Origin of the sequence: Stenotrophomonas geniculata (genome assembly GCF_034508895.1) — a bacterium.
In the GTDB taxonomy this organism is placed as follows: Bacteria; Pseudomonadota; Gammaproteobacteria; order Xanthomonadales; family Xanthomonadaceae; genus Stenotrophomonas; species Stenotrophomonas geniculata.
Genome location: NZ_CP140571.1, coordinates 4,363,434 through 4,383,281, shown reverse-complemented (window position 1 = coordinate 4,383,281; position 19,848 = coordinate 4,363,434). Strand labels below are relative to the sequence as shown.

The following is a 19,848-nucleotide window of genomic DNA, read 5'->3' as shown; positions in this document are numbered from 1 at the left end:
GGATCAGGACGCCTGGGTAGGTACGTAACGGGGGAATTTCTGCGCGATGTCGGTACCGGTGAAGTGACCGACCCAGCCATCCGGCTCGGTGAAGAAGCGGATCGCCACGAAGCTCGGCTCCTCACCCATGTCGAACCAGTGGGTGGTGCCATCGGGCACGGCGATCAGGTCGTCCTTCACGCACTCGATCTCGTAGACCTTGTCTTCCACGTGCAGGGTGAACAGGCCGGACCCGGCGACGAAGAAGCGCACCTCGTCTTCCTTGTGGAAGTGCTCGTCGAGGAACTTCTTGCGCAGCTCGGCGCGGTTCGGGTTGTCCGGGGCGATCGAGGCCACGTCCACGCTCTTGAAGCCGTTCTCGGCGACCAGGCGGTCGATGTCGGCGCGGTACGCCGCGAATACTTCCTCCTGGCTGGCACCGGGCGCGACCGGTGCGGTGGCCTGCCAGCGTTCGAAGGTAACGCCGATCTTCTGCAGTTCGGCAGCGATGAGCGCACCGTCCTGGGTGTCCAGCAGCGGCGATTCGGGGCGGGTGTCGTCGTAGATGCGCAGTCGGCTCATGGCGGCAGCTTGAACGTCTCGGGGGGAAGACAGGGTAGCAGGGTGGGGGCGAGGCGCAGATTCCGGATCGGCATCTGCACCTGCGCGCCGGTTCAGCCGCGCAGCCTGCGCAGTTCCAGCTCGCAGTGGAACAGGAACTCGAAGGCTTCCAGGTGGCGGCGCGCCTCGGCCATGTCGCGACCCCAGGCGTACAGGCCGTGGCCATCGATCAGGTAGCCCCACAGGTTCTGCTGGTCGAGCAGGTCATCGACCTGCTTTGAAAGCACGTTCATGTCCTGGGTGTTGGCGAACACCGGTACGTCGATGGCCATCTCGTGGGTGCTGTTGCCGGCGAAGGCCTTCAGCAGTTCATAGCCTTCCAGGCGGATGTGGCCCTGCGGCGCGTACAGGCGCGAGGCGATGGTCTGCACCGGCGAATGGGTGTGCAGCACGCAACCCACTTCGGGGAAGCGGCGGTACAGCTGGGTGTGCAGCAGGGTTTCGGCGGACGGGCGCAGCGGGCGGCCGACGGCCTGGCCGTCGAAGTCCACCACCATGATGTCGTCCTCGATCAGGCGGCCCTTGTCCTTGCCCGAGACGGTGATCGCAGCGTGGCGGTCGTCCAGGCGGTGGGAGAAGTTGCTGCTTGTGGCCGGGGTCCAGCCGGCGTGGGCCAGTTCGCGGACGTTGTCGATCAGCAGCTGGGCCAGTTCGCTCAGGCGCGCGGTGTCGTACGGGAAGGTGGGGGCGTTCATGCCGGCGATTTTACTGGATTCGGCCAACGGCTGAGCCCCTCGTGGCTGAGAGGTGGTTGGTTGGTCACGGAAAGCGGTTCATGGAGGTGGCGGGGCGGGTGGGCCGTGCAGGGGACGCTGCAAGTCCCCCTCCGGGGCCCGGCCCAGCCGCTGGCGGCTGTGCGTTCAGGCGCTTGCGAAGCAGTGCTTCGCAAGCAAAGCGCCTTCACCCCTGTAAGCTCGATGGCGCCATCCATGGCGCCAACGCCCCTGCACGGCCCACCCGCCCCGCCTCTGACAGGTTCCGGCGTGCGGCCGGCCACGGAGGAAGAAGGAAAAGCGGAAAGCGGGTCGCTTCGCTGCGCTTGCTCGGAGCGGAGCATGGCTCCGCTCTACAGAAACATTCATTCAGGAACATTCGTTCATGAGAACGTTTCATCCGCGCATGGCGTGGATCTACTGGATGTGCCAGCAGACTGTCGGAGGTGGGGCGGGTTGGGGTCGCGGGGGTGTCCGCGGCATGGATGCCGCGGCCAAGCCCCAGGGACGGGTTAACGGCGTCCCCCGCGACCCCAACCCGCCCCGCCAAACCCTCAATCCAGCTGTTGCCGCTGCCGTTGCTCCGGCTTAAAAGGCGGGTGCAGGGCCGCAGGCCCTGCAATTCAGAAAACCTTACTTACCCCGCAGGCGGCTGTGCCTGAACCCGTAGCAGAAATAGATCACGAAACCGACGAACGTCCACACGCCCATCAGCATCCAGTTGTGCATCGTCATCGCCGACAGCAGCGCCAGACAGCTCAGTACGCCCAGGCTGCAGATCAGCCAGGCCATCGGCATGCGGAACGGGCGCGGCAGGTCCGGCTGGGTGCGGCGCAGGATCAGCACGCCGGCACACACGGCGGCGAACGCGATCAGTGTACCCATCGAGGTCAGCTCACCGAGGATGTCCAGCGGGAACAGCGCCGCCAGCAGCGCGATGCCGATGCCGGTGATCACGGTGTTGATGTGCGGGGTGCGGTACTTCGGATGGATCTTGGTGAACACCGGCGGCAGCAGGCCGTCGCGGCCCATGATCATGAAGATGCGCGGCTGGCCGATGATCATCACCAGCACCACCGAGGACAGGCCGACCAGCGCGCCGACCTCGACCACCCAGCGCAGCCAGCCTAGCTGCGGATGCGCCGCCACGGCAGTCACCACCGGCTCGTCGGTGCCGAGCAGCTGGAACGGCACCAGGCCGGTCATCACCGCGGCCATCGCGATGTAGAGCACGGTGCAGATCACCAGCGACAGCATCATGCCGAACGGCATGTCGCGCTGCGGATTCTTCGATTCCTGCGCCGCCACCGACACCGCCTCGAAGCCGATGTAGGCGAAGAACACCATCGCCGCGCCACGCAGCACGCCTTCCATGCCGTACTTGCCGGGGCCTTCGTTGGCGGGGATGAACGGCGTCCAGTTGCTGGTGTCCACGTACTTCCAGCCGACCACGATGACCAGCAGGATGAGGCCGGTCTTGAGCACGACCATCGCCATGTTCATTGCCGATGACTTGCTGATGCCGACGTAGCACAGCCAGGTCAGCAACAGTACCAGTGCCGCGGCGGGCAGGTTGGCGATCGCACCGGTGGGGCGCAGCTGTGCGTCCAGTGGCGCACTGACCAGCGCCGCTGGCAGATGGATGTCGAACTGGCTGAGCAGGCTGAGGAAGTAGCCGGTCCAGCTGACCGCCACCGCCGAGGCGGAGACGCCGTATTCGAGCACCAGCATCCAGCCGATGAACCAGGCCGAGAGCTCGCCGAAGGTGGCGTAGGTGTAGGTGTAGGCGCTGCCGGAGACCGGCACCATCGAGGCGAACTCGGCATAGGCCAGCGCGCAGAAAGCGCAGCAGATGGCGGCCAGCACGAAGGACAGCATGATGGCCGGGCCGGCGTGGTTGGCGGCGGCCTGGCCGGTGATGACGAAGATGCCGCCGCCGATCACCGCGCCGATACCCAGGGCGGTCAGGCCCCAGGGGCCGAGGTGGCGGCGCAGGCTCAGGCCGTTGGCGTCTTCATGGGCGGCATGCGGGTGCTTGGTGGCCCACAGTTGCTTGAACATGTGTGGTGGTCTTGTCGAAGCGCGCCATGACCGGCGCGCGGGGAAAACGGACGGGCCGGCGCGAGGCCGGCCCGTAGGCGGATCAGGGCGATTTGGCCAGCTTGCTGTTGCGGATGCCGTAGCCCAGGTAGATCAGCAGGCCGAGCAGCGTCCAGCCCACGAACAGGTGCCAGTGCACCACGAACGCCTGCCAGAACAGGAACAGGCAGGTGGCCGCGCCCAGCGGGCAGATGATCCACACCATCGGCACGCGGAACGGGCGATGGATCTCCGGCTTGGAATAGCGCAGCACGAGCACGCCGATGCAGACCGTGGCGAAGGCAAGCAGGGTCCCCATCGACACCAGTTCACCCAGCACGTTCAGCGGCACCAGGCCAGCCAGTGCGGCGGCGATCACGCCGACCACGATGGTGGCGACGTACGGGGTGCGGAAACGGGCGTGGACCTTGCCGAAGAACTTCGGCAGCAGGCCGTCGCGGGAGATCGTGTAGGCGATGCGGGTCTGGCCCATCATCATCACCAGCACCACCGAGGACAGGCCGGCGATGGCGCCGATCTCAACGAACGTCTTCAGCCAGGACAGGGTCGGGTAGGGCTCCAGCGCGGTCGCCACCGGCTTGTCGGTGCCCAGCAGGTGGTACGGCATCATGCCGGTCAGCACCGCACAGACGATGATGTAGACGAGGGTGCACACGGCCAGCGAGCCGAGCAGGCCGATCGGCATGTTGCGCTGCGGATCCTTGGTTTCACCGGCGGCGGTGGAGACCGCATCGAAGCCGATGTAGGCGAAGAACACGATGGTGGCCGCGCGGAACACGCCGCTCCAGCCGAACTCACCCGGCACGCCGGTGTTTTCCGGGATGAACGGCTGCCAGTTGGCCGGGTCGATGTGGGCCGCACCGATGCCGATGAACAGGCAGATGACGGTGACCTTGATCGCCACGATGATCGCGTTGACGAAGGCCGACTGGGTCACGCCCACGTACAGCAGGCCGGACACCGCCGCCACGATCAGCACCGCTGGCAGGTTGAACAGCTTGCCGGAGGCGATGAACTCGCTGCCTGTCCAGGCGATGGGCGCGGCACTGAGTGCATCCGGGAACGGCATGTGCAGCGTGGTGGTGATGAAGCTGATCAGGTAGGCCGACCAGCCCACCGCGACCGAGGCCGAAGCGAACAGGTATTCCAGCACCAGGCACCAGCCGATGAACCAGGCCATGCCTTCGCCGAGAGTGGCGTAGGAGTAGGAGTAGGCGCTGCCGGAGACCGGCATCATCGCCGCGAACTCGGCGTAGCACAGGCCCGCCAGGGCGCAGGCGAAACCGGCGATCACGAACGACAGCATGACGGCCGGGCCGGCGTGGTTGGCCGCGGCCTGGCCGGTCAGCACGAAGATACCTGCGCCGATCACCGCACCCACGCCAAGCAGGATGAGGTGTTTAGCCGTGAGGGTCCGTTTCAACGTGGCTTCGCCGTCCAGGCTGCCTTCGATGGGTTCGCCGGCATCGACGTGCCCGGCCGGTTCAACCGGCTTGACCCTCAACAGAGCTTTCAGCATGCAGTACTTCCTAGTGATCGGATGGGGTGGGCCGCCGATACGTTGCCGGCAACCCTGGAATGGTGAAGGCCGCGCGAACGGCCCGCTGTACCTTAGCCAAAGCTGAAGCCAACGCACAAGCGCAATCGCAACAATGAACGGCGATAATGAGCAGTATTTTTCCAAACGCCGCCCATTCATGAGCCAGACCGCCGAAACCCTTGCCGTGCTTGACGATCGCCTGCGTGGCCTGCTGCGGGACTATGCCCGCCGCGAGCCTGCCCACGACGCACTGGCTGCCGAATTCGGCACATTGCTGGACGATCCGGAAGATCCGTTCCGCCGCGAGCGCCTGGCCGGCCACTTCACCGCCAGCTGCTGGCTGGTCAGTGCCGATGGCCAGCGCCTGCTGCTGACCCATCACCGCAAGCTGCAGCGCTGGCTGCAGCTGGGCGGCCACGCCGATGGCGACCGCGACCTGGCCCGGGTGGCGCTGAAGGAGGCCGAGGAGGAGTCCGGCCTGAGCGGCCTGGTGCTGGAAGACCCAGCCATCTTCGACATCGACAAGCACTGGATTCCGGAGCGCAAGGACGTGCCGGGACACTGGCACTACGACGTGCGTTTCGTGATCCGGGCGCTGGGTGGCGAGGCCTTCGTGCTCAGCGAGGAGTCGCTGGAGCTGGCGTGGCGGCCGGTGACCGAAGTCGCCGCCGATCCGGAATCGGATGAGTCGATGCAGCGCATGGCGCGCCGTTGGTTGGCGCGCTAGCAACCTGTAGAGCCGAGCCGATGCTCGGCTCGATACGGGCCGGAACCGCAGCCGAGCATGGGCTCGGCTCTACAAGTGCAAGGCGGGACGCGCGTCAATACAGGATGCGCGTCCGCAGCGTGCCTGGAATCGCGGCCAGCTCGTCGCGCACGGCGGCGGCCTGCGCCTCGCTGGCGGTAATGTCGATCACCACGTAGCCCACCTTCGGGTCGGTGCGCAGGAACTGGCCGTCGATGTTGACGTTGTGGCGCGAGAAGATCTCGTTGACCCTGGACAGCACGCCCGGCACGTTCTGGTGGATGTGCAGCAGGCGCAGGCTGTCTTCGTGTTCGGGCAGGGTCACTTCCGGGAAGTTGACCGCCGACAGGGTGCTGCCGTTGTCGCTGTAGCGCACCAGTTTGGCCGCCACTTCCACGCCGATGTTGTCCTGCGCTTCCAGCGTGCTGCCGCCTACGTGCGGGGTCAGGATCACGTTATCGTGGCGGGTCAGCGGCGATTCGAAGATATCGCCGTTGCCCTTCGGCTCGACCGGGAACACGTCCAATGCAGCGCCGCCGACGTGACCGCTGGCCAGTGCGGCATCCAGTGCATCGATGTCGACCACGGTGCCGCGTGCGGCATTGATCAGGTGCGCGCCCTTGCGCATCTTGGCCAGCTCGGTGCTGCCGATCATCCACTGCGTGGACGGGGTCTCCGGCACGTGCAGGGTGACGATGTCGGCGCGCGCCAGCAGGTCGTCCAGGCTGGCCGCTGCACGGGCATTGCCCAGCGCCAGCTTGGTTTCCACGTCGTGGAAGATCACCTGCATGCCCAGCGATTCGGCCAGCACGCCGACCTGGGTGCCGATGTGGCCGTAACCGATGATGCCCAGCGTCTTGCCGCGCACTTCATGGCTGCCGCTGGCCGACTTCGACCAGCCGCCGCGATGGCATTCGGCGTTCTTCTGCGGAATGCCGCGGGTCAGCATGATCGCCTCGGCGATCACCAGCTCGGCCACGCTGCGGGTATTGGAGTAGGGCGCGTTGAACACCGGAATACCGGCCAGCTCGGCCGCGTCCAGGTCGACCTGGTTGGTGCCGATGCAGAAACAGCCCACCGCGATCAGGCGCTTGGCCTCGGCCAGCACCTCGGCGCTGAGCTGGGTGCGCGAACGGATGCCGACAATATGTGCCTCGGCGATGCGCGCCTTCAGTTCGTCCTCGGGCAGCGCCTTGGTGTGCGCTTCGATCTGGCTGTAGCCGGCCGCGCTGAATACCTCCACGGCGGTCTGGCTGACCCCCTCCAGCAACAGCACGCGGATATCCTGCTTCGGGAACGAGGTCTTCTTCGGCGACATGGGGCAACACGGCCAGTGGGACAGGGGCTGACCACTATGCCAGATCGAAGCCCCCATGGTGCAGTGCGCAATTGGTTGCATCCGTAGCTATCTGCAGCGTGGTGGGGCTGGACGCTGGCGCGTGCCGCTGGCACGCTTGCCCGTTCTTCACGCACCGCGCTGGACCGTCATGACCGATTCCCGCATTGCCTCGCTGCAGCAGGCCTGTCCCGGCCTGAAGCTGAAGACCGACCCGGCCGACCTGGAGCATTACGGGCGCGACTGGACCCGGCGCTGGACGCCGGCGCCGCTGGCGATCGCACTGCCGGCCACGGTCGAGGAGGTGCAGGCGGTGATGCGCTGGAGTGCAGGCGAGGGTGTGGCCGTGGTGCCGTCCGGCGGCCGCACCGGCCTCTCAGGGGGCGCGGTGGCTGCCAACGGCGAGCTGGTGCTCAGCCTGGAACGGATGAACAAGGCACTGGCCTACGACGCGGTCGATCGCACCCTGGTGGTGCAGGCCGGCATGCCACTGGAAGCTGTGCACAATGCCGCGCTGGACCACGGCCTGATCTACCCGGTGGATTTCGCCGCGCGCGGGTCCTGCACGATCGGCGGCAACATCGCCACCAATGCCGGCGGCATCCGTGTGATCCGCTACGGCAACACCCGCGAATGGATCGCCGGGCTGAAGGTGGTCACCGCCAGCGGCGAGTTGCTGGAGCTCAACAAGGGCCTGATCAAGAACTCCAGCGGCTATGACTTCCGCCAGCTGCTGATCGGCTCGGAGGGCACGCTGGGCGTGATCGTCGAAGCCACGGTGAAGCTGACCGACCCGCCGCCGGCCAGCAACGTGATGCTGCTGGCACTGCCCAGTTTCGAAGTGCTGATGCAGGTGTTTGCTGCGTTCCGCGCGCGCCTGCAGTTGCAGGCCTTCGAGTTCTTCACCGACCGGGCGTTGGAGCACGTGCTGGCGCACGGTGCGCAGGCGCCGTTCGACGAGGTGCATCCGTACTACGTGGTCACCGAGTTCGCCGCCGGCGACGACGCTCAGGAAGCGGCGGCGATGGCGGCCTTCGAGGACTGCATGGGCAACGGCTGGGTCAGCGATGGGGTGATCAGCGCCAGCGACGCCCAGGCCGCCCAGCTGTGGCGCCTGCGCGAAGGCATCACCGAGTCGCTGGCGCGCTACAAGCCCTATAAGAATGATGTCTCGGTGCGGATCTCGTCGATGCCGGCGTTCCTGGCTGAAACCCAGGCATTGATCGGGCAGGCATACCCGCACTTCGACGTGGTGTGGTTCGGCCATATCGGTGACGGCAACCTGCACATCAACGTGCTCAAGCCGGATGACACCAGCGACGCCGATTTCGTGGCGCAGTGCGAGCAGGTGACCAAGTTGTTGGCGCAGGTACTGGCGCGCTTCGACGGCAGCATTTCGGCTGAACACGGCATCGGCCTGGTCAAGAAGGGCTACCTGGACAGCACCCGCGGCCCGGCCGAGATCGCGCTGATGAAGGCGGTCAAACGCGCGTTCGATCCCCAAGCGCGGCTGAATCCCGGCAAGCTGTTCGACGTTTGAGCCGGACAAATCCTTCACGCACCCGTTACGCTCCACGCTTCCTCACAACCGGCTTCGAACCGATGACCCGTCCGCTTCTGCTGCTCGCCCTGCTGTCCCTGCCGCTGGCCGGCTTCGCTTCCAGCTTCGCCGGTACGTCGGCCGGTTCGGCCACGGGTGCGTCCTCCGGTTCCTCGGGCAGCAGCTCGGGTGATGACAAGGTGGTGCTGGCTGCACGCGACGATGCGGCTGCATTCGTCGCCAGCGATGGCGAGATTCGTGGCGCCCGCCTGCAGGCCGCACTGGTCCACCTGCGTGAGCAGAGCGCCGTCGCACAGCAGCAGAGCGATCTGGAACTGGCCCGCGCGCTGCTGGCACGTTGATCCAGGCTGCATGACCTCGGCGTCATCGCCTTCTGTAGAGCCGAGCCATGCTCGGCTGCTGTTGCGATCCGCATGCGCCGGGCATTCAGCCGAGCATGGCTCGGCTCTACAGAGGCACAGCGGGCGGTGCGGGTGGATCGCCGCATTGGCGTGGCTGCTCATCCCTTCCGCGCACGCGGCTGATCGCCTGCTGCTTGATCCGTCCGGTCTCGACCCGGCGCAGCAGCAGCTCGCCAGCCAGACCCTGGCCGACGTGCAGTCCCTGCTGCCCGATGGCCTGCTGCGTGCATTGCCGTCACAGGTCCAGGTGCGTTGGCGTGATGACCTGCCGGCCGATGTGCACGGCCGGGCCTTCGCCGGGCGCATCGCCCTGCGTCGCGAGCTGCTGGATGATGCCGTGCCCGGCGCGCGTCGCGCACGCCGCAGCGCGCTGGTACACGAACTGGCCCATGTCGCCGACCGTACGGGGGCGAACTGGTCGCGCAGTGTGCGCTGGCGTGATCTGGCCGGATGGCAGCGCAAGCCCTGGCATCTCGGCCGTGGCGACAACGACTTCCGTGACCGCAGTCCCGATGCGTATGAACTGAAGGACCCGGCCGAGTACCTGGCGGTGAACGCCGAGCATTTCCTGCTGGACGCTGAGTTCGCCTGCCGGCGTCCGGCGCTGGCGCAGTGGTACCAGGTCCATTTCGGAACCCCGCCATCGCTGCCGCAGTCGCACTGCGCGACCGCGTTGCCATTGCTGCAGGCCGAATCGGAGGAGGGTGCGGCATCGCTGCTGCAGCTCGACCCCGCGCGTGTCCATGCGGTGGATTACCTGTTCGCCGAAGGCAGTGCGCAGCCGATGAGCCGCTGGGGCCACAGCATGCTGCGGCTGGTGATCTGCCGGCCAGGCCGTGCGCCGGGGCCGGACTGTCGCCTGGACCTGGAATACCACCGCGTGCTGTCGTTCCGCGCGTTCGTCGGCGATGTGCAGATTTCCAACTGGCGTGGCCTGACCGGTGGCTACCCGTCGCGCCTGTTCGTGCTGCCGCTGCAGCAGGTGGTGGACGAGTACACCAAGGTGGAACTGCGGGGGGTGCAGTCGCTGCCGTTGCAGTTGTCGCCCGGCGAGATCGCCAGCCTGCTCGAGCGCACTGCACAGGTGCACTGGAGCTATGACGGGCGCTATTACTTCGTCGGCAACAACTGCGCGGTGGAAACCGCAAAGCTGCTGCAGGCGGGTGTGCCGCGCCTGGGTGAGGCGGGCTTGGCCCAGCTGAGTCCGCGCGGGTTGAAGCGTCGGCTGTCCAGGCTGCATGTGCTGGACGAGCAGGTGCTCACGGACCGCAATGCAGCGCAGGCGCAGGGCTACTACTTTGCTTCGGCGCGCGATCACTATCAGCAGTTGTTCGCCGTGGCGAGTTCACAGCTGGGGCTGCCGGTGCGCGATGTGCGCGGCTGGCTGAAGCTGCCCGCACCGCAGCGTGCGCCGTGGCTGCTGCAGGGTGACCTGCGTGCCAGCGCCGGGCTGCTGCTGCTGGAGCAGGCGGCGCAACGCCGCGCCGAACTGCGCGCGCGCGATGTGCTGAAACGGCGCCTTCTGGCCGCACCGGCCAGTGCCGAGACGCGCGGCCTGCGCCAGCTGCTGGAGCAAGGTGGGCAATGGTTGCGCCCGGGTACGCTACTGGCGGACGGTGGCTATGGGTTGCCGCTGGTCGATGAGCAGGCGGTGCTGGCCAAAGCGGTTGCCACCGCCAGCGCACAGGCGGTGCCGGCCTGGCAGGCGCTGCGCGTGCAGCTGCGCCAGCAGTTGCCGGCAGGCCAGCGCAACGAGATGGATGCGATCGATGCCAACCTTGCCGCACTCGGCGCGCGCCTGCGGGAACAGGCGGCCGCACCCGCTACTGGCGCGGCAGTTCGATGACGAAACGGCTGCCACCGGCGTTGCCCGCCGTGCAGTAGACGCGGCCGCCGTGCGCGTCGGCGATGGCCTTGACCACCGCCAGGCCGAGGCCACTGCCGCCGCCCTGGCGTGAACGCGAACCGTCGGCACGCATGAACGGGCTGAAGATGTCGGCGTGCAGCTCCGGATCGATGCCCGGGCCCTCATCCTCGATTGCTACCTGTACATGGCCTGGCGTGTCATGCACGGCAATCCGTACCTTGCCCGGGCTGGCATAGCGGCGCGCGTTTTCCAGCAGTGCCAGCAGCGCCTGGCGCAGGCGCGTGGGATCACAGTGCGCGTTGTGTTCCTCGCGGCTGGTTTCCAGCTCCAGCACGAAGCCTGCAGCGCGGAACTGCGGATCGACCAGGGTCATCACCGAATGCACCTCGGCCACCACGTCGGTGCGCGCGCGACGCACGTCCAGCCGCGCATTGTCGGACAGGCTCAGCACGCGCAGATCTTCAATCAGGCGGGACAGCCCTTCGACCTGGGCAAGCAGGCTGCGGAACTGCGACTCGTCCGGCTGGAACACGCCCTCGGCCAGCCCCTGCAGGCGGCCACGCAGGATTGTCACCGGGGTCCGCAATTCATGGGCAATAGCCGCATGCCACATCGCGCGCTCGCTCTCCATGTGCTGCAGGCGGCGCGCCATCGCATTGAAATCCTCGACCAGGGTTGCCACTTCGCCCGGTGAGTTTTCCTCGACGCTGGCGCGCGCACCGAGGTCGCCGCCGGCGAGCGCGCGCACGCTGTCGACCAGCGAATTCAAGGGCGACAGGATGCGATGCGCCAGTCGGAACGAGGCGGCGATGGCCAGTGCCAGGCCGGTCAGGATCACCCCGACCATCCATGCCAGCTCCGGGCCGGTCGGCAGCCAGCTTTCCGGTTCCTCGGCACTGCCGGGGAAGAACTCGACCAGCACCGCGTACAGCAGCCATGACGACAGGATCATCATCACAATGACGCCGATCACCATCAACGACATCGAGACGATGATGTGTCGGCTGAGCCCGGAGCGGCGCAGGTGCGCCATCAGCGGTCGGCCATCAGCCGGTAGCCGACACCGCGCACGCTGGCCGGAACATTGACCATGCCTACTTCGTCCAGTTTGCGGCGCAGCTTGCTGACATGGCTGTCGACGGTGCGTTCCAGCGCTTCGCTTTCCGGCAGGCATTCGTGCATCAGTTCGCTGCGGCTGAAGATGCGGGTCGGCGCCAGCGCCATGCAGTGCAGCAGCTTGAACTCGGTGAGCGTGAGCAGCACTTCGTGGCTGTAGCCTTCGCCCTCCACATGCACGGCATGGGTGGCCGAGTCGATCAGCAGCGGGCCCGCCCGCAGCGCGGTCGGTGCATCCACGCGCGAGGCGCGCAACGTACGCCGCAGCACGGCGCGCACGCGTGCTGCCACTTCGGCCGGATTGAACGGCTTGACCACGTAGTCGTCGGCGCCCATGCGCAGTGCGGTCAGCTTGTCCAGGTCCTGGTCCAGTGCGGTCAGCATGATCACCGGCGTTTCGCCGCGCTGGCGCAGCTGCGTCAGCACGCTCCAGCCATCCAGGCGCGGCAGCTGCACATCGAGCAGGACCAGGTCGGGGCGGGCGCTGCGGTGCAGGTCCAGTGCGCTGTGGCCGTCGGCGGCGCGCAGTGTACGCAGTCCTTCGCGTTCCAGATAGGCGGTGAGAATATCGGCGATCTCGGCCTCATCCTCGACGATCAGGACGAGGGCGGCGAGGGCAGGGGCGGCATGCATGCAGGGGCGGGGCCTTAAGGTGCTTGCCTCCATCGTATCTCCACAGTTCCTCCATCGAAACCCCATCATTGCCACGCACACTTCACGCTTCAGAACCTATCAGCCGCCTGCGCGGCATTGTGCACAGCAATGAGAACCTTCAGGACTCCGGCCACGTTGATCGCGGCCCTCGCCCTGGCCATGACGGCCTGCTCAACCCCCGAAGCTACGCCGGAAGCCACACCGCGTGTCAGCGTGGTCACCGTCGGCCCGCAGGTGGTACAGCGCGATGACGAACTGCCCGGCCGCGTGGCTGCCGTGCGCACCGCACAGATCCGTGCCCAGGTGGGCGGCATCGTGCAACGCCGCCTGTTCGACCAGGGCGCAGAAGTGAGCGCCGGCCAGGCGCTGTTCCAGATCGATCCGGCAGCATTCCGTGCAGACGTGGATTCGGCACTGGCAGCACTTCAGCGCAGCGAAGCGGCGCTGGGCCGCAGCCGCGTGCAGTCACAGCGCCTGCATGCACTGGCGGCCGCGCAGGCGGTCAGCCAGCAGCACCGCGACGATGCCAGTGCCGAGTACGAACAGGCCCGTGCCGCGGTGAACGAGGCGCGCGCGATCCTGGCCCGTCGCCAGCTTGACCTGCGCTATGCCACGGTCAGTGCACCGATTGCCGGCCGCATCGACCAGGCGCTGGTGACCGAAGGCGCACTGGTGGGCGTGGCCGATGCCGAGCCGATGGCGGTGGTGCAGCAGATCGACCAGGTCTACGTCGATGTGCGCCAGCCGGCGGCCCAGCTGGAATCACTGCAGCGCAGCGCTGCCGGTGGCGGCGAGCTGCCGGTGACGATCATCGGTGCGGCCGGCAAGCCGCTGTCCGAGCGCGGCCAGATGCTGTTCTCCGGCATCAACGTCGATGCGCGTACCGGTGATGTGATCCTCCGCATTCTGGTCGACAACCCGCAGCGCCAGCTGCTGCCGGGCATGTACGTGCGCGCGAGGGTGCCGCGTGGTGCGCCGGCCAGTGCACTGACCGTGCCACAGCAGGCCGTGCTGCGCAGCGCCGGTGGCCAGGCCTATGCCTGGGTGATCGGTGGCGATGGCAAGGCGGTAATCCGCACGCTGGAGGTCGACGGCAGCGTTGATCGCCAGTGGCTGGTGCGCACGGGCCTGAAGGCGGGCGAAAAGGTAGTGGTCGAGGGCCAGGAACGCCTGCAGGAAGGCGTGGTGGTCGATGCGCGCGATTGGCAGATGCCGGTCGCCAGCGCCGGCGCGGTGCAGGCCGGCAGCAAGGGCTGAGCCTCTACCGGGCTGGTCCCTCCAGGGAAATCCAACATGGCACGTTTCTTCATCGATCGCCCGGTGTTCGCCTGGGTGCTGGCGATCTTCATCATCCTGGCTGGCGTACTGGCAATCCCACGGCTGGCCGTTGAGCGCTATCCGGCGGTGGCGCCACCCAGCGTCAGCATCTATGCCAGCTACCCCGGTGCCAGCCCGCAGACGCTGAATGACGCGGTGGTCGGCCTGATCGAGCGCGAGCTGTCCAGCGTCAAGCACCTGCTGTACTTCGAGTCGTCGGTGGACACCTCCGGCGAAGCCTCGATCACTGCGACCTTCAAGCCGGGTACCAACCCGGAGCTGGCGCAGGTGGACGTGCAGAACCGGATCAAGGCGATCGAACCGCGCCTGCCGCGCAGCGTGCGCCAGAACGGCCTGTTCGTGGAGGCCGCCGATTCCGGCTTCCTGATGCTGGTCGGCCTGCGTTCGCCGGATGCCAGCGTCAGCGAAGCGGCGCTGGGCGACTTCATGGCGCGCAACATCATCGAAGAGCTGCGCCGCATCGATGGCGTCGGCCGCGTGCAGCTGTTCGGCGCCGAGCAGGCGATGCGTGTGTGGCTGGACCCGACCCGGTTGACCGGCTACGGCCTGACCATGGGCGACGTCGCCGCCGCCATCGAGCAGCAGAACCTGGAGATCTCGCCGGGACGCATCGGCGATTCGCCGGGTGTGCCGGGCCAGCGCATTACCGTGCCGTTGAGTGCCGACGGCCAACTGTCCACGCCGGAACAGTTCGCTGCCATCGTGCTGCGCGCCGGGGCCGACGGCTCGCGGGTGCTGCTGGGCGATGTCGCCCGCGTCGAGCTGGGCGCCCAGAGCTATGCCTGGGGCACCCGCGAGGACGGCCATCCGGCCACCGCCGCCGGCGTGCAGCTGCGTCCTGGCGCGAACGCGGTGCGCACCGCGTCGGCGGTGCGTGAGCGCATGGCCGAGCTGGCACCGCTGCTGCCGCGCGGCGTGGAAGCGAGCATTCCGTTCGATACCGCGCCGTTCGTCAAGATCTCGATCCAGAAGGTGGTGCAGACGCTGCTGGAGGCGATGCTGCTGGTGTTCGCGGTGATGTACCTGTTCCTGCAGAACTGGCGCTACACGCTGATCCCGGCGCTGGTCGCACCGATCGCACTGCTGGGCACCTTCGCTGTGATGCTGGCGCTGGGCTTCTCGATCAACGTGCTGACCATGTTCGGCATGGTGCTGGCAATCGGCATCATCGTCGACGACGCGATCGTGGTGGTCGAGGGCGTGGAACGGATCATGGCCGAAGAAGGGCTGCCGCCGCGCGAGGCCACCATCAAGGCGATGCGTGAGCTGACCGGCGCAGTGATCGGCATCACCCTGGTGTTGACCGCGGTGTTCATCCCGATGGCGTTGGCCAGCGGCTCGGTGGGCGCGATCTACCGCCAGTTCACCGTGGCGATGGCGGTGTCGATCCTGTTCTCGGCGCTGCTGGCATTGAGCCTGACGCCGGCGCTGTGCGCGACGCTGCTGCGCCCGAACAGCCATGGCCATCATGGTCGTGGTGGGCTGTTCGGCGCCTTCAACCGTGGCTTCGAGCGGATGACCGGGCGTTACCAGCGTAGTGTGGCGTCGGTGCTGCAGCGGAGCGGGCGGGTCATGGGCGTGTTCGCCGCGCTGGTGGCGGCGTTGCTGCTGGGCCTGCACTGGCTGCCGGGCGCATTCCTGCCGGAAGAGGACCAGGGCTACTTCATGACCTCGATCCAGCTGCCGGCCGAAGCGACGGCCGAGCGCACGCTGGCCGTGGTCGAAGCCTACGAAAGGCATGTGGCGTCACGCCCGGGCATCGGCTCCAACCAGTCGATCCTCGGCTACAGCTTCTCCGGGTCCGGCCCGAGCGCGGCGCTGACCTACACCATGCTGAAGGACTGGGGCGAGCGTGCAGGAGCCACCGCGGCCGGCGAAGTGGAGGCCGCGCAGAAGGCGATGGCGACGATTGCCGAGGGCGAGGTGATGAGCGTGATGCCGCCGGCCATCGACAGCCTGGGACGCTCCTCCGGCTTCTCACTGGCGCTGCAGGCGCGCACCGGGCAGAGCCAGGCAGAGCTGCGCGCGGCCCTGCAGCAGCTGCTGAAGCTGGCCGAGGCCAGTCCGCTGCTGTCGGAGGTGCATGCCGATGGCCTGCCAGCAGGCACCAGCGTGCGGCTGGACATCGACCGTGCCAAGGCCGAGGCGATGGGCGTGGGGTTCGAGCAGATCAGCAGCACGCTGTCGGCGGCGATGGGCTCGCAGTACGTCAACGACTTCCCCAACAAGGGCCGGCTGCAGCAGGTGATCCTGCAGGCCGATGCACCGCACCGGATGGAGCTGGAGGATGTGCTGAAGCTGTACGTTCGCAACAGCGAAGGCGGCATGGTGGCGTTGTCGGAACTGGTGACGCCGCACTGGACCGAGGCGCCGTTGCAGCTGCAGCGCTATCTCGGCTTCCCGGCGCTGAACCTGTCCGGCGCACCGGCCTCCGGCGTGTCGACCGGCCAGGCCATGGCGGAGATGGAGCGGTTGGCGCAGAAGCTGCCGTCCGGCTTTGCCCTGCAGTGGACCAGCCAGTCGCTGCAGGAGCGGGAGTCGGGGGCGCAGGCACCGTGGCTGCTGTTGTTGTCGATGCTGGTGGTGTTCCTGGTGCTGGCGGCTCTCTATGAGAGCTGGTCAATCCCACTGGCGGTGATGCTGGTGGTGCCGCTGGGCCTGCTCGGTGCGGTCGCCGCGGTGCTGCTGCGGGGCATGCCCAACGACGTGTTCTTCAAGGTCGGCATGATTACCGTGATCGGGCTGTCGGCGAAGAACGCGATCCTCATCGTCGAGTTCGCGCGCCAGCTGCAGCAGCAGGGTCGCGGCCTGGTCGAGGCGGCATTGGAAGCGGCCAGGTTGCGCCTGCGGCCGATCGTGATGACCTCGCTGGCATTCGCGCTGGGCGTGGTGCCGCTGATGCTGGCGCAGGGCGCGTCGAAGGAAACCCAGCAGGCGATTGGAACCGGTGTGTTCGGCGGCATGGTCAGTGCGACCGTGCTGGCGGTGTTCTTCGTACCGGTCTTCTATGTAGTAGTGCAGGGCGCGCGGCAGTGGATCGCGCAACGCCTGCGCAGGCGCCGGCCGATGCCGGAAGGATCCGTGGATGGAACGGGACATCGTTGAAGACCTGCATGAGCGGCAGTTGGCGGCGCTGGAGCAGCGCCTGCGGCAGGCGTTGCTGGATGACGACCACGATGCGCTCACCGCGCTGGTATCGCCGGCCTTGTTCATGATGGACGGGCAGGGCGGGCGCTTGCTCGATCTGCCCTGGCTGGGCGACTGGCTGGCCGGAAACCTGCAGGTGCGCGGCCTGCAGTCGTACGCGGTGGAAACGCTGCTGTGCGGACGCCTGGCATTGTTGTCCAGCGACGTGCGCTTGTCGGTGCGCGCGCAGGGCCAGGAGCGCGAGCTGAAACTGCGGCTGCTGCGGGTGTGGACCTGCAGTTCCGGCGAAAGCGGTGCGCAGCTGTTGTCGATGGCGGTACTGGCCGCATGAGTGCGGTCAGGCCGCTTTCAGGCCCCGCTCACCGGCAGATGGTAGGGTCGAGCCTCTCTGTAGTGTCGACAAGGAGTCGAGCCATGCGTGTAGTTCCCAGTCTGTTGGCAGCCTCCCTCGGGGTGGTGCTGGCGGCGTGCCAGCCAGCCCCGCCGCCCGCCGCAGGCGGCAATGATGCCCCGCCTGCCACGCCGCAGCCAAGTGCCAGCACCGAAGGTGGCAGCGAGACCACCTACCAGTGTGGTGATCTCAGCGTGCGCGCGACCTTCAATGGCGAGGATGCAGCCACGGTGGTGATCGGCGACCGCACCTTCGCCATGACCTCCGAACGCGCGGCGTCCGGCGCCAAGTATGGCGATGGCCAGGGCAACAGCTTCTGGACCAGGGGCAGTGATGACGGCCTGCTGAGCCTGAAGGGCGAAGCCGATCGCGAGTGCCATGCGGTCGAAGCCGCTGAAGGCGATGGCAGTGCCGGCAACGCCGCGTTCCGTGCCACCGGCAACGAGCCGGGGTGGCTTGCGGTCGTTGATGGCGACACGCCGGGCCTGCAGGTGGAAGTCGACTATGGCGAGCGCCGCTTCGATGTCGCCAAGCCCACCGAAGGTGCTGATGGCTGGAGTGGCAAGGCATCCGATGGCACCGACGTCAAGCTCAGCTTCCAGCGCACCACCTGCCAGGACGACATGAGTGGCGAGGCGTTCGAGGCCAAGGTGATGCTGACTGTCGGCACGCGCCAGTACCACGGCTGTGGCAATTTCGGCGCGAAGCAGCTGTAAGCCCTCTGTAGAGCCGAGCCCACGCTCGGCTGCGTTGTGCTCTGCACAGGCACTGCAGCTGAGCGTGGGCTCGGCCCTACACCACTGCTGTCAACGATGCGCTGCTTGCTGCCTGCGGCGAACTTGCCGCAAGCAGGGACAGGCAGCCGATCAGCGCAAGGCGCTTAGTCGGCACGGCCAGCGAATTCGCCGGTGGCGGTGTTCACCAGCACGCGTTCGCCGTTGACGATGTACTCCGGCACCATGATCTCGATGCCGGTGTTGAGCTTGGCCGGCTTCGGGCGCTTGGTGGCGGTGCCACCCTTCAGCTCCGGCGGCGTCTCGATCACTTCCAGCACCACCGAGGCCGGCAGCTGGATCGCCACCGGCTGCTCGTCGATGACCTGCACGTAGATGCCGGTCAGGCCGTCGGTGATGTAGCCGGCGTCATCGCCGATCACGTCCGCGTCCAGGGTGTAGGGGGTGTAGTCCTCGTCATCGAGGAACACGAAGGCATCGCCATCCTTGTACGAATAGGTGGACTGGCGGCGCAGCAGTTCGACCTCGACCAGGTTGTCGTCGGCATCGAAGCTGGCGTCGAGCTTGTTGCCGCCCGGCACGCTGTACATGATGAAGCGGAAGCGGACGTTGCCGCCGCGACCCTGCGGCGAGCTGCGTTCGATGTCGCGGATCTGGTACACGCCGTTGTTGTACTCGACGACGTTGCCCTTCTTGATGTCGTTGGCTTTCATGGTGATCTAGGTCGTTGGGGGAGGACGCCGTCCCGGCGCCCGGGGGAATCACTTCGGAGCGAGGCGGGTAGCGCCGTCCAGGCGGATGGTCTCGCCGTTGAGATAGGTGTTGCCGAGGATGAAGCCGACCAGGCTGGCGAAGTCTTCCGGCTTGCCCAGGCGCGACGGGAACGGGATCGAGGCGGCCAGCGACTGCTGCACGGCTTCGGGCATGCCATCGACCATCGGCGTCCAGAACACGCCGGGTGCAATCGTATTGACGCGGATGCCAAAGCGCGACAGTTCGCGCGCCATCGGCAGCGTCATCGAGACCACGCCGCCCTTGCTGGCGGCATATGCGGCCTGGCCGATTTGGCCTTCATAGGCAGCGATGCTGGCGGTGTTGATGATCACGCCGCGCTCGCCGTCGGTACCGGCTTCGTTGTGCTGCATGCGATTGGCCGCGGCCTTGGCGACGTTGAAGCTGCCGACCAGGTTGACCATCACCGTGCCCTGGAAGCCAGCCAGCGGCATCGGGCCTTCCTTGCCGAGCACGCGGCCGGCGCCGAGGATGCCGGCGCAGTTCATCGCCACGTTCAGGCCGCCGAGGAAATCGTGGGCCTGGTCGATGGCCGCAGCCACGGCCGCCTCATCGCTGACGTTGACGTTGAAATAGCGGGCCTTGTCGGTACCCAGCCCGGCAACGGCGGCTGCACCCTTGTCGTCGTTGAGGTCGAACAGGGCCACCTTGCCGCCCTGGGCGACGAGGTGCTGGGCCACGGCCAGGCCGAGGCCGGAGACGCCGCCAGTGATCACGGCACGTACGGAAGACAGCTGCATTGAACGGTCCTGCAGGTTCGAGAACCGCCGATTCTAACGGAAGCCGCGACCGCCGCTGTTGTGCACTGCGCCG

At 67.1% G+C, this 19,848-nt stretch carries 17 protein-coding genes; 8 read left to right on the top strand and 9 right to left on the bottom strand.

Features of this window, described 5'->3' with window-relative positions; all coding sequences use genetic code 11:
* Positions 1-3: 3 nt before the first annotated feature.
* The 4 genes from RI032_RS20205 to RI032_RS20190 form a co-directional block, all read right to left on the bottom strand.
* Positions 4-561 carry a 1,2-dihydroxy-3-keto-5-methylthiopentene dioxygenase gene (locus tag RI032_RS20205; protein ID WP_019336326.1) on the bottom strand — a complete coding sequence of 186 codons (558 nt, stop codon included), beginning with the start codon at positions 559-561 and terminating at the stop codon, positions 4-6.
* A 92-nt stretch (positions 562-653) separates the two neighbouring features.
* Complete coding sequence (locus tag RI032_RS20200) at positions 654-1,295, bottom strand: methylthioribulose 1-phosphate dehydratase (protein ID WP_257472662.1); 642 nt, start codon at positions 1,293-1,295, stop codon at positions 654-656.
* 651 nt (positions 1,296-1,946) lie between these two features.
* Complete coding sequence (locus RI032_RS20195; RefSeq protein ID WP_010482555.1) at positions 1,947-3,374, bottom strand: amino acid permease; 1,428 nt, start codon at positions 3,372-3,374, stop codon at positions 1,947-1,949.
* 82 nt (positions 3,375-3,456) lie between these two features.
* Entirely contained in the window at positions 3,457-4,932 is a 1,476-nt protein-coding gene (locus tag RI032_RS20190) for an amino acid permease (RefSeq protein ID WP_010482554.1), read from the bottom strand.
* Between the two features lie 133 nt (positions 4,933-5,065).
* Here RI032_RS20190 and RI032_RS20185 point away from each other — a divergent pair, with 133 nt between their 5' ends.
* The gene (locus RI032_RS20185; protein WP_082587827.1) at positions 5,066-5,680 is read left to right on the top strand and encodes an NUDIX hydrolase; all 615 of its coding nucleotides are present in this window, start codon (positions 5,066-5,068) and stop codon (positions 5,678-5,680) included.
* Between the two features lie 94 nt (positions 5,681-5,774).
* Here the strand turns inward: RI032_RS20185 and serA are convergent, their stop codons facing one another.
* Complete coding sequence (gene serA / locus RI032_RS20180; protein ID WP_010482552.1) at positions 5,775-7,016, bottom strand: phosphoglycerate dehydrogenase; 1,242 nt, start codon at positions 7,014-7,016, stop codon at positions 5,775-5,777.
* Between the two features lie 169 nt (positions 7,017-7,185).
* Between serA and RI032_RS20175 the strand changes: the two genes are divergently transcribed.
* The 3 genes from RI032_RS20175 (at position 7,186) to RI032_RS20165 (ending at position 10,842) form a co-directional block, all read left to right on the top strand.
* Positions 7,186-8,574 (top strand): FAD-binding oxidoreductase, encoded by a 1,389-nt coding sequence (locus tag RI032_RS20175; RefSeq protein WP_053442937.1) that lies wholly within the window; start codon positions 7,186-7,188, stop codon positions 8,572-8,574.
* Between the two features lie 62 nt (positions 8,575-8,636).
* The gene (locus RI032_RS20170; RefSeq protein ID WP_260364556.1) at positions 8,637-8,936 is read left to right on the top strand and encodes a DUF2388 domain-containing protein; all 300 of its coding nucleotides are present in this window, start codon (positions 8,637-8,639) and stop codon (positions 8,934-8,936) included.
* Positions 8,937-8,946: 10 nt separating this feature from the next.
* A complete protein-coding gene (locus tag RI032_RS20165; protein WP_425603810.1) occupies positions 8,947-10,842 on the top strand; it encodes a DUF7844 domain-containing protein in 1,896 nt (631 codons plus the stop codon).
* On the opposite strand, the gene RI032_RS20160 is transcribed toward RI032_RS20165, so the two are convergent.
* Positions 10,820-11,896 (bottom strand): ATP-binding protein, encoded by a 1,077-nt coding sequence (locus RI032_RS20160; RefSeq protein WP_019338525.1) that lies wholly within the window; start codon positions 11,894-11,896, stop codon positions 10,820-10,822. The genes RI032_RS20165 and RI032_RS20160 overlap by 23 nt on opposite strands.
* Entirely contained in the window at positions 11,896-12,612 is a 717-nt protein-coding gene (locus RI032_RS20155) for a response regulator (protein WP_020424480.1), read from the bottom strand. The genes RI032_RS20160 and RI032_RS20155 overlap by 1 nt, the downstream gene beginning before the upstream one ends.
* A gap of 129 nt (positions 12,613-12,741) precedes the next feature.
* Between RI032_RS20155 and RI032_RS20150 the strand changes: the two genes are divergently transcribed.
* The 4 genes from RI032_RS20150 to RI032_RS20135 all read left to right on the top strand — a co-directional run bounded on the left by RI032_RS20150 (position 12,742) and on the right by RI032_RS20135 (position 18,225).
* Positions 12,742-13,890, top strand: a complete 1,149-nt coding sequence (locus tag RI032_RS20150; protein ID WP_057502912.1) for an efflux RND transporter periplasmic adaptor subunit — start codon at positions 12,742-12,744, stop codon at positions 13,888-13,890.
* A gap of 36 nt (positions 13,891-13,926) precedes the next feature.
* Positions 13,927-17,076 carry a multidrug efflux RND transporter permease subunit gene (locus RI032_RS20145; RefSeq protein ID WP_313208084.1) on the top strand — a complete coding sequence of 1,050 codons (3,150 nt, stop codon included), beginning with the start codon at positions 13,927-13,929 and terminating at the stop codon, positions 17,074-17,076.
* Positions 17,057-17,449, top strand: a complete 393-nt coding sequence (locus RI032_RS20140) for a DUF4440 domain-containing protein (RefSeq protein ID WP_043399008.1) — start codon at positions 17,057-17,059, stop codon at positions 17,447-17,449. Before RI032_RS20145 ends, RI032_RS20140 begins: the two co-directional genes overlap by 20 nt.
* An 83-nt stretch (positions 17,450-17,532) precedes the next feature.
* On the top strand, positions 17,533-18,225 hold the full coding sequence (locus RI032_RS20135) for a COG3650 family protein (RefSeq protein WP_322547612.1): 693 nt from the start codon (positions 17,533-17,535) through the stop codon (positions 18,223-18,225).
* 164 nt (positions 18,226-18,389) lie between these two features.
* Here the strand turns inward: RI032_RS20135 and yeiP are convergent, their stop codons facing one another.
* A complete protein-coding gene (yeiP, locus tag RI032_RS20130; protein ID WP_005409468.1) occupies positions 18,390-18,956 on the bottom strand; it encodes an elongation factor P-like protein YeiP in 567 nt (188 codons plus the stop codon).
* Between the two features lie 48 nt (positions 18,957-19,004).
* Complete coding sequence (locus RI032_RS20125) at positions 19,005-19,775, bottom strand: SDR family oxidoreductase (RefSeq protein WP_049453502.1); 771 nt, start codon at positions 19,773-19,775, stop codon at positions 19,005-19,007.
* Between the last annotated feature and the right edge of the window lie 73 nt (positions 19,776-19,848).

What these genes read in the sequence shown, in the direction of transcription:
- RI032_RS20145 (WP_313208084.1), top strand. Translation starts at nt 13,927, where the DNA reads ATGGCACGTTTCTTCATCGATCGCCCGGTGTTCGCCTGGGTGCTGGCG.
- RI032_RS20165 (WP_425603810.1), top strand. Translation starts at nt 8,947, where the DNA reads ATGACCTCGGCGTCATCGCCTTCTGTAGAGCCGAGCCATGCTCGGCTG.
- RI032_RS20200 (WP_257472662.1), bottom strand. Translation starts at nt 1,295, where the DNA reads ATGAACGCCCCCACCTTCCCGTACGACACCGCGCGCCTGAGCGAACTG.
- RI032_RS20185 (WP_082587827.1), top strand. Translation starts at nt 5,066, where the DNA reads ATGAACGGCGATAATGAGCAGTATTTTTCCAAACGCCGCCCATTCATG.
- serA (WP_010482552.1), bottom strand. Translation starts at nt 7,016, where the DNA reads ATGTCGCCGAAGAAGACCTCGTTCCCGAAGCAGGATATCCGCGTGCTG.
- RI032_RS20140 (WP_043399008.1), top strand. Translation starts at nt 17,057, where the DNA reads ATGGAACGGGACATCGTTGAAGACCTGCATGAGCGGCAGTTGGCGGCG.
- RI032_RS20175 (WP_053442937.1), top strand. Translation starts at nt 7,186, where the DNA reads ATGACCGATTCCCGCATTGCCTCGCTGCAGCAGGCCTGTCCCGGCCTG.
- RI032_RS20125 (WP_049453502.1), bottom strand. Translation starts at nt 19,775, where the DNA reads ATGCAGCTGTCTTCCGTACGTGCCGTGATCACTGGCGGCGTCTCCGGC.
- RI032_RS20170 (WP_260364556.1), top strand. Translation starts at nt 8,637, where the DNA reads ATGACCCGTCCGCTTCTGCTGCTCGCCCTGCTGTCCCTGCCGCTGGCC.
- yeiP (WP_005409468.1), bottom strand. Translation starts at nt 18,956, where the DNA reads ATGAAAGCCAACGACATCAAGAAGGGCAACGTCGTCGAGTACAACAAC.
- RI032_RS20205 (WP_019336326.1), bottom strand. Translation starts at nt 561, where the DNA reads ATGAGCCGACTGCGCATCTACGACGACACCCGCCCCGAATCGCCGCTG.
- RI032_RS20135 (WP_322547612.1), top strand. Translation starts at nt 17,533, where the DNA reads ATGCGTGTAGTTCCCAGTCTGTTGGCAGCCTCCCTCGGGGTGGTGCTG.
- RI032_RS20190 (WP_010482554.1), bottom strand. Translation starts at nt 4,932, where the DNA reads ATGCTGAAAGCTCTGTTGAGGGTCAAGCCGGTTGAACCGGCCGGGCAC.
- RI032_RS20195 (WP_010482555.1), bottom strand. Translation starts at nt 3,374, where the DNA reads ATGTTCAAGCAACTGTGGGCCACCAAGCACCCGCATGCCGCCCATGAA.
- RI032_RS20150 (WP_057502912.1), top strand. Translation starts at nt 12,742, where the DNA reads ATGAGAACCTTCAGGACTCCGGCCACGTTGATCGCGGCCCTCGCCCTG.
- RI032_RS20160 (WP_019338525.1), bottom strand. Translation starts at nt 11,896, where the DNA reads ATGGCGCACCTGCGCCGCTCCGGGCTCAGCCGACACATCATCGTCTCG.
- RI032_RS20155 (WP_020424480.1), bottom strand. Translation starts at nt 12,612, where the DNA reads ATGCATGCCGCCCCTGCCCTCGCCGCCCTCGTCCTGATCGTCGAGGAT.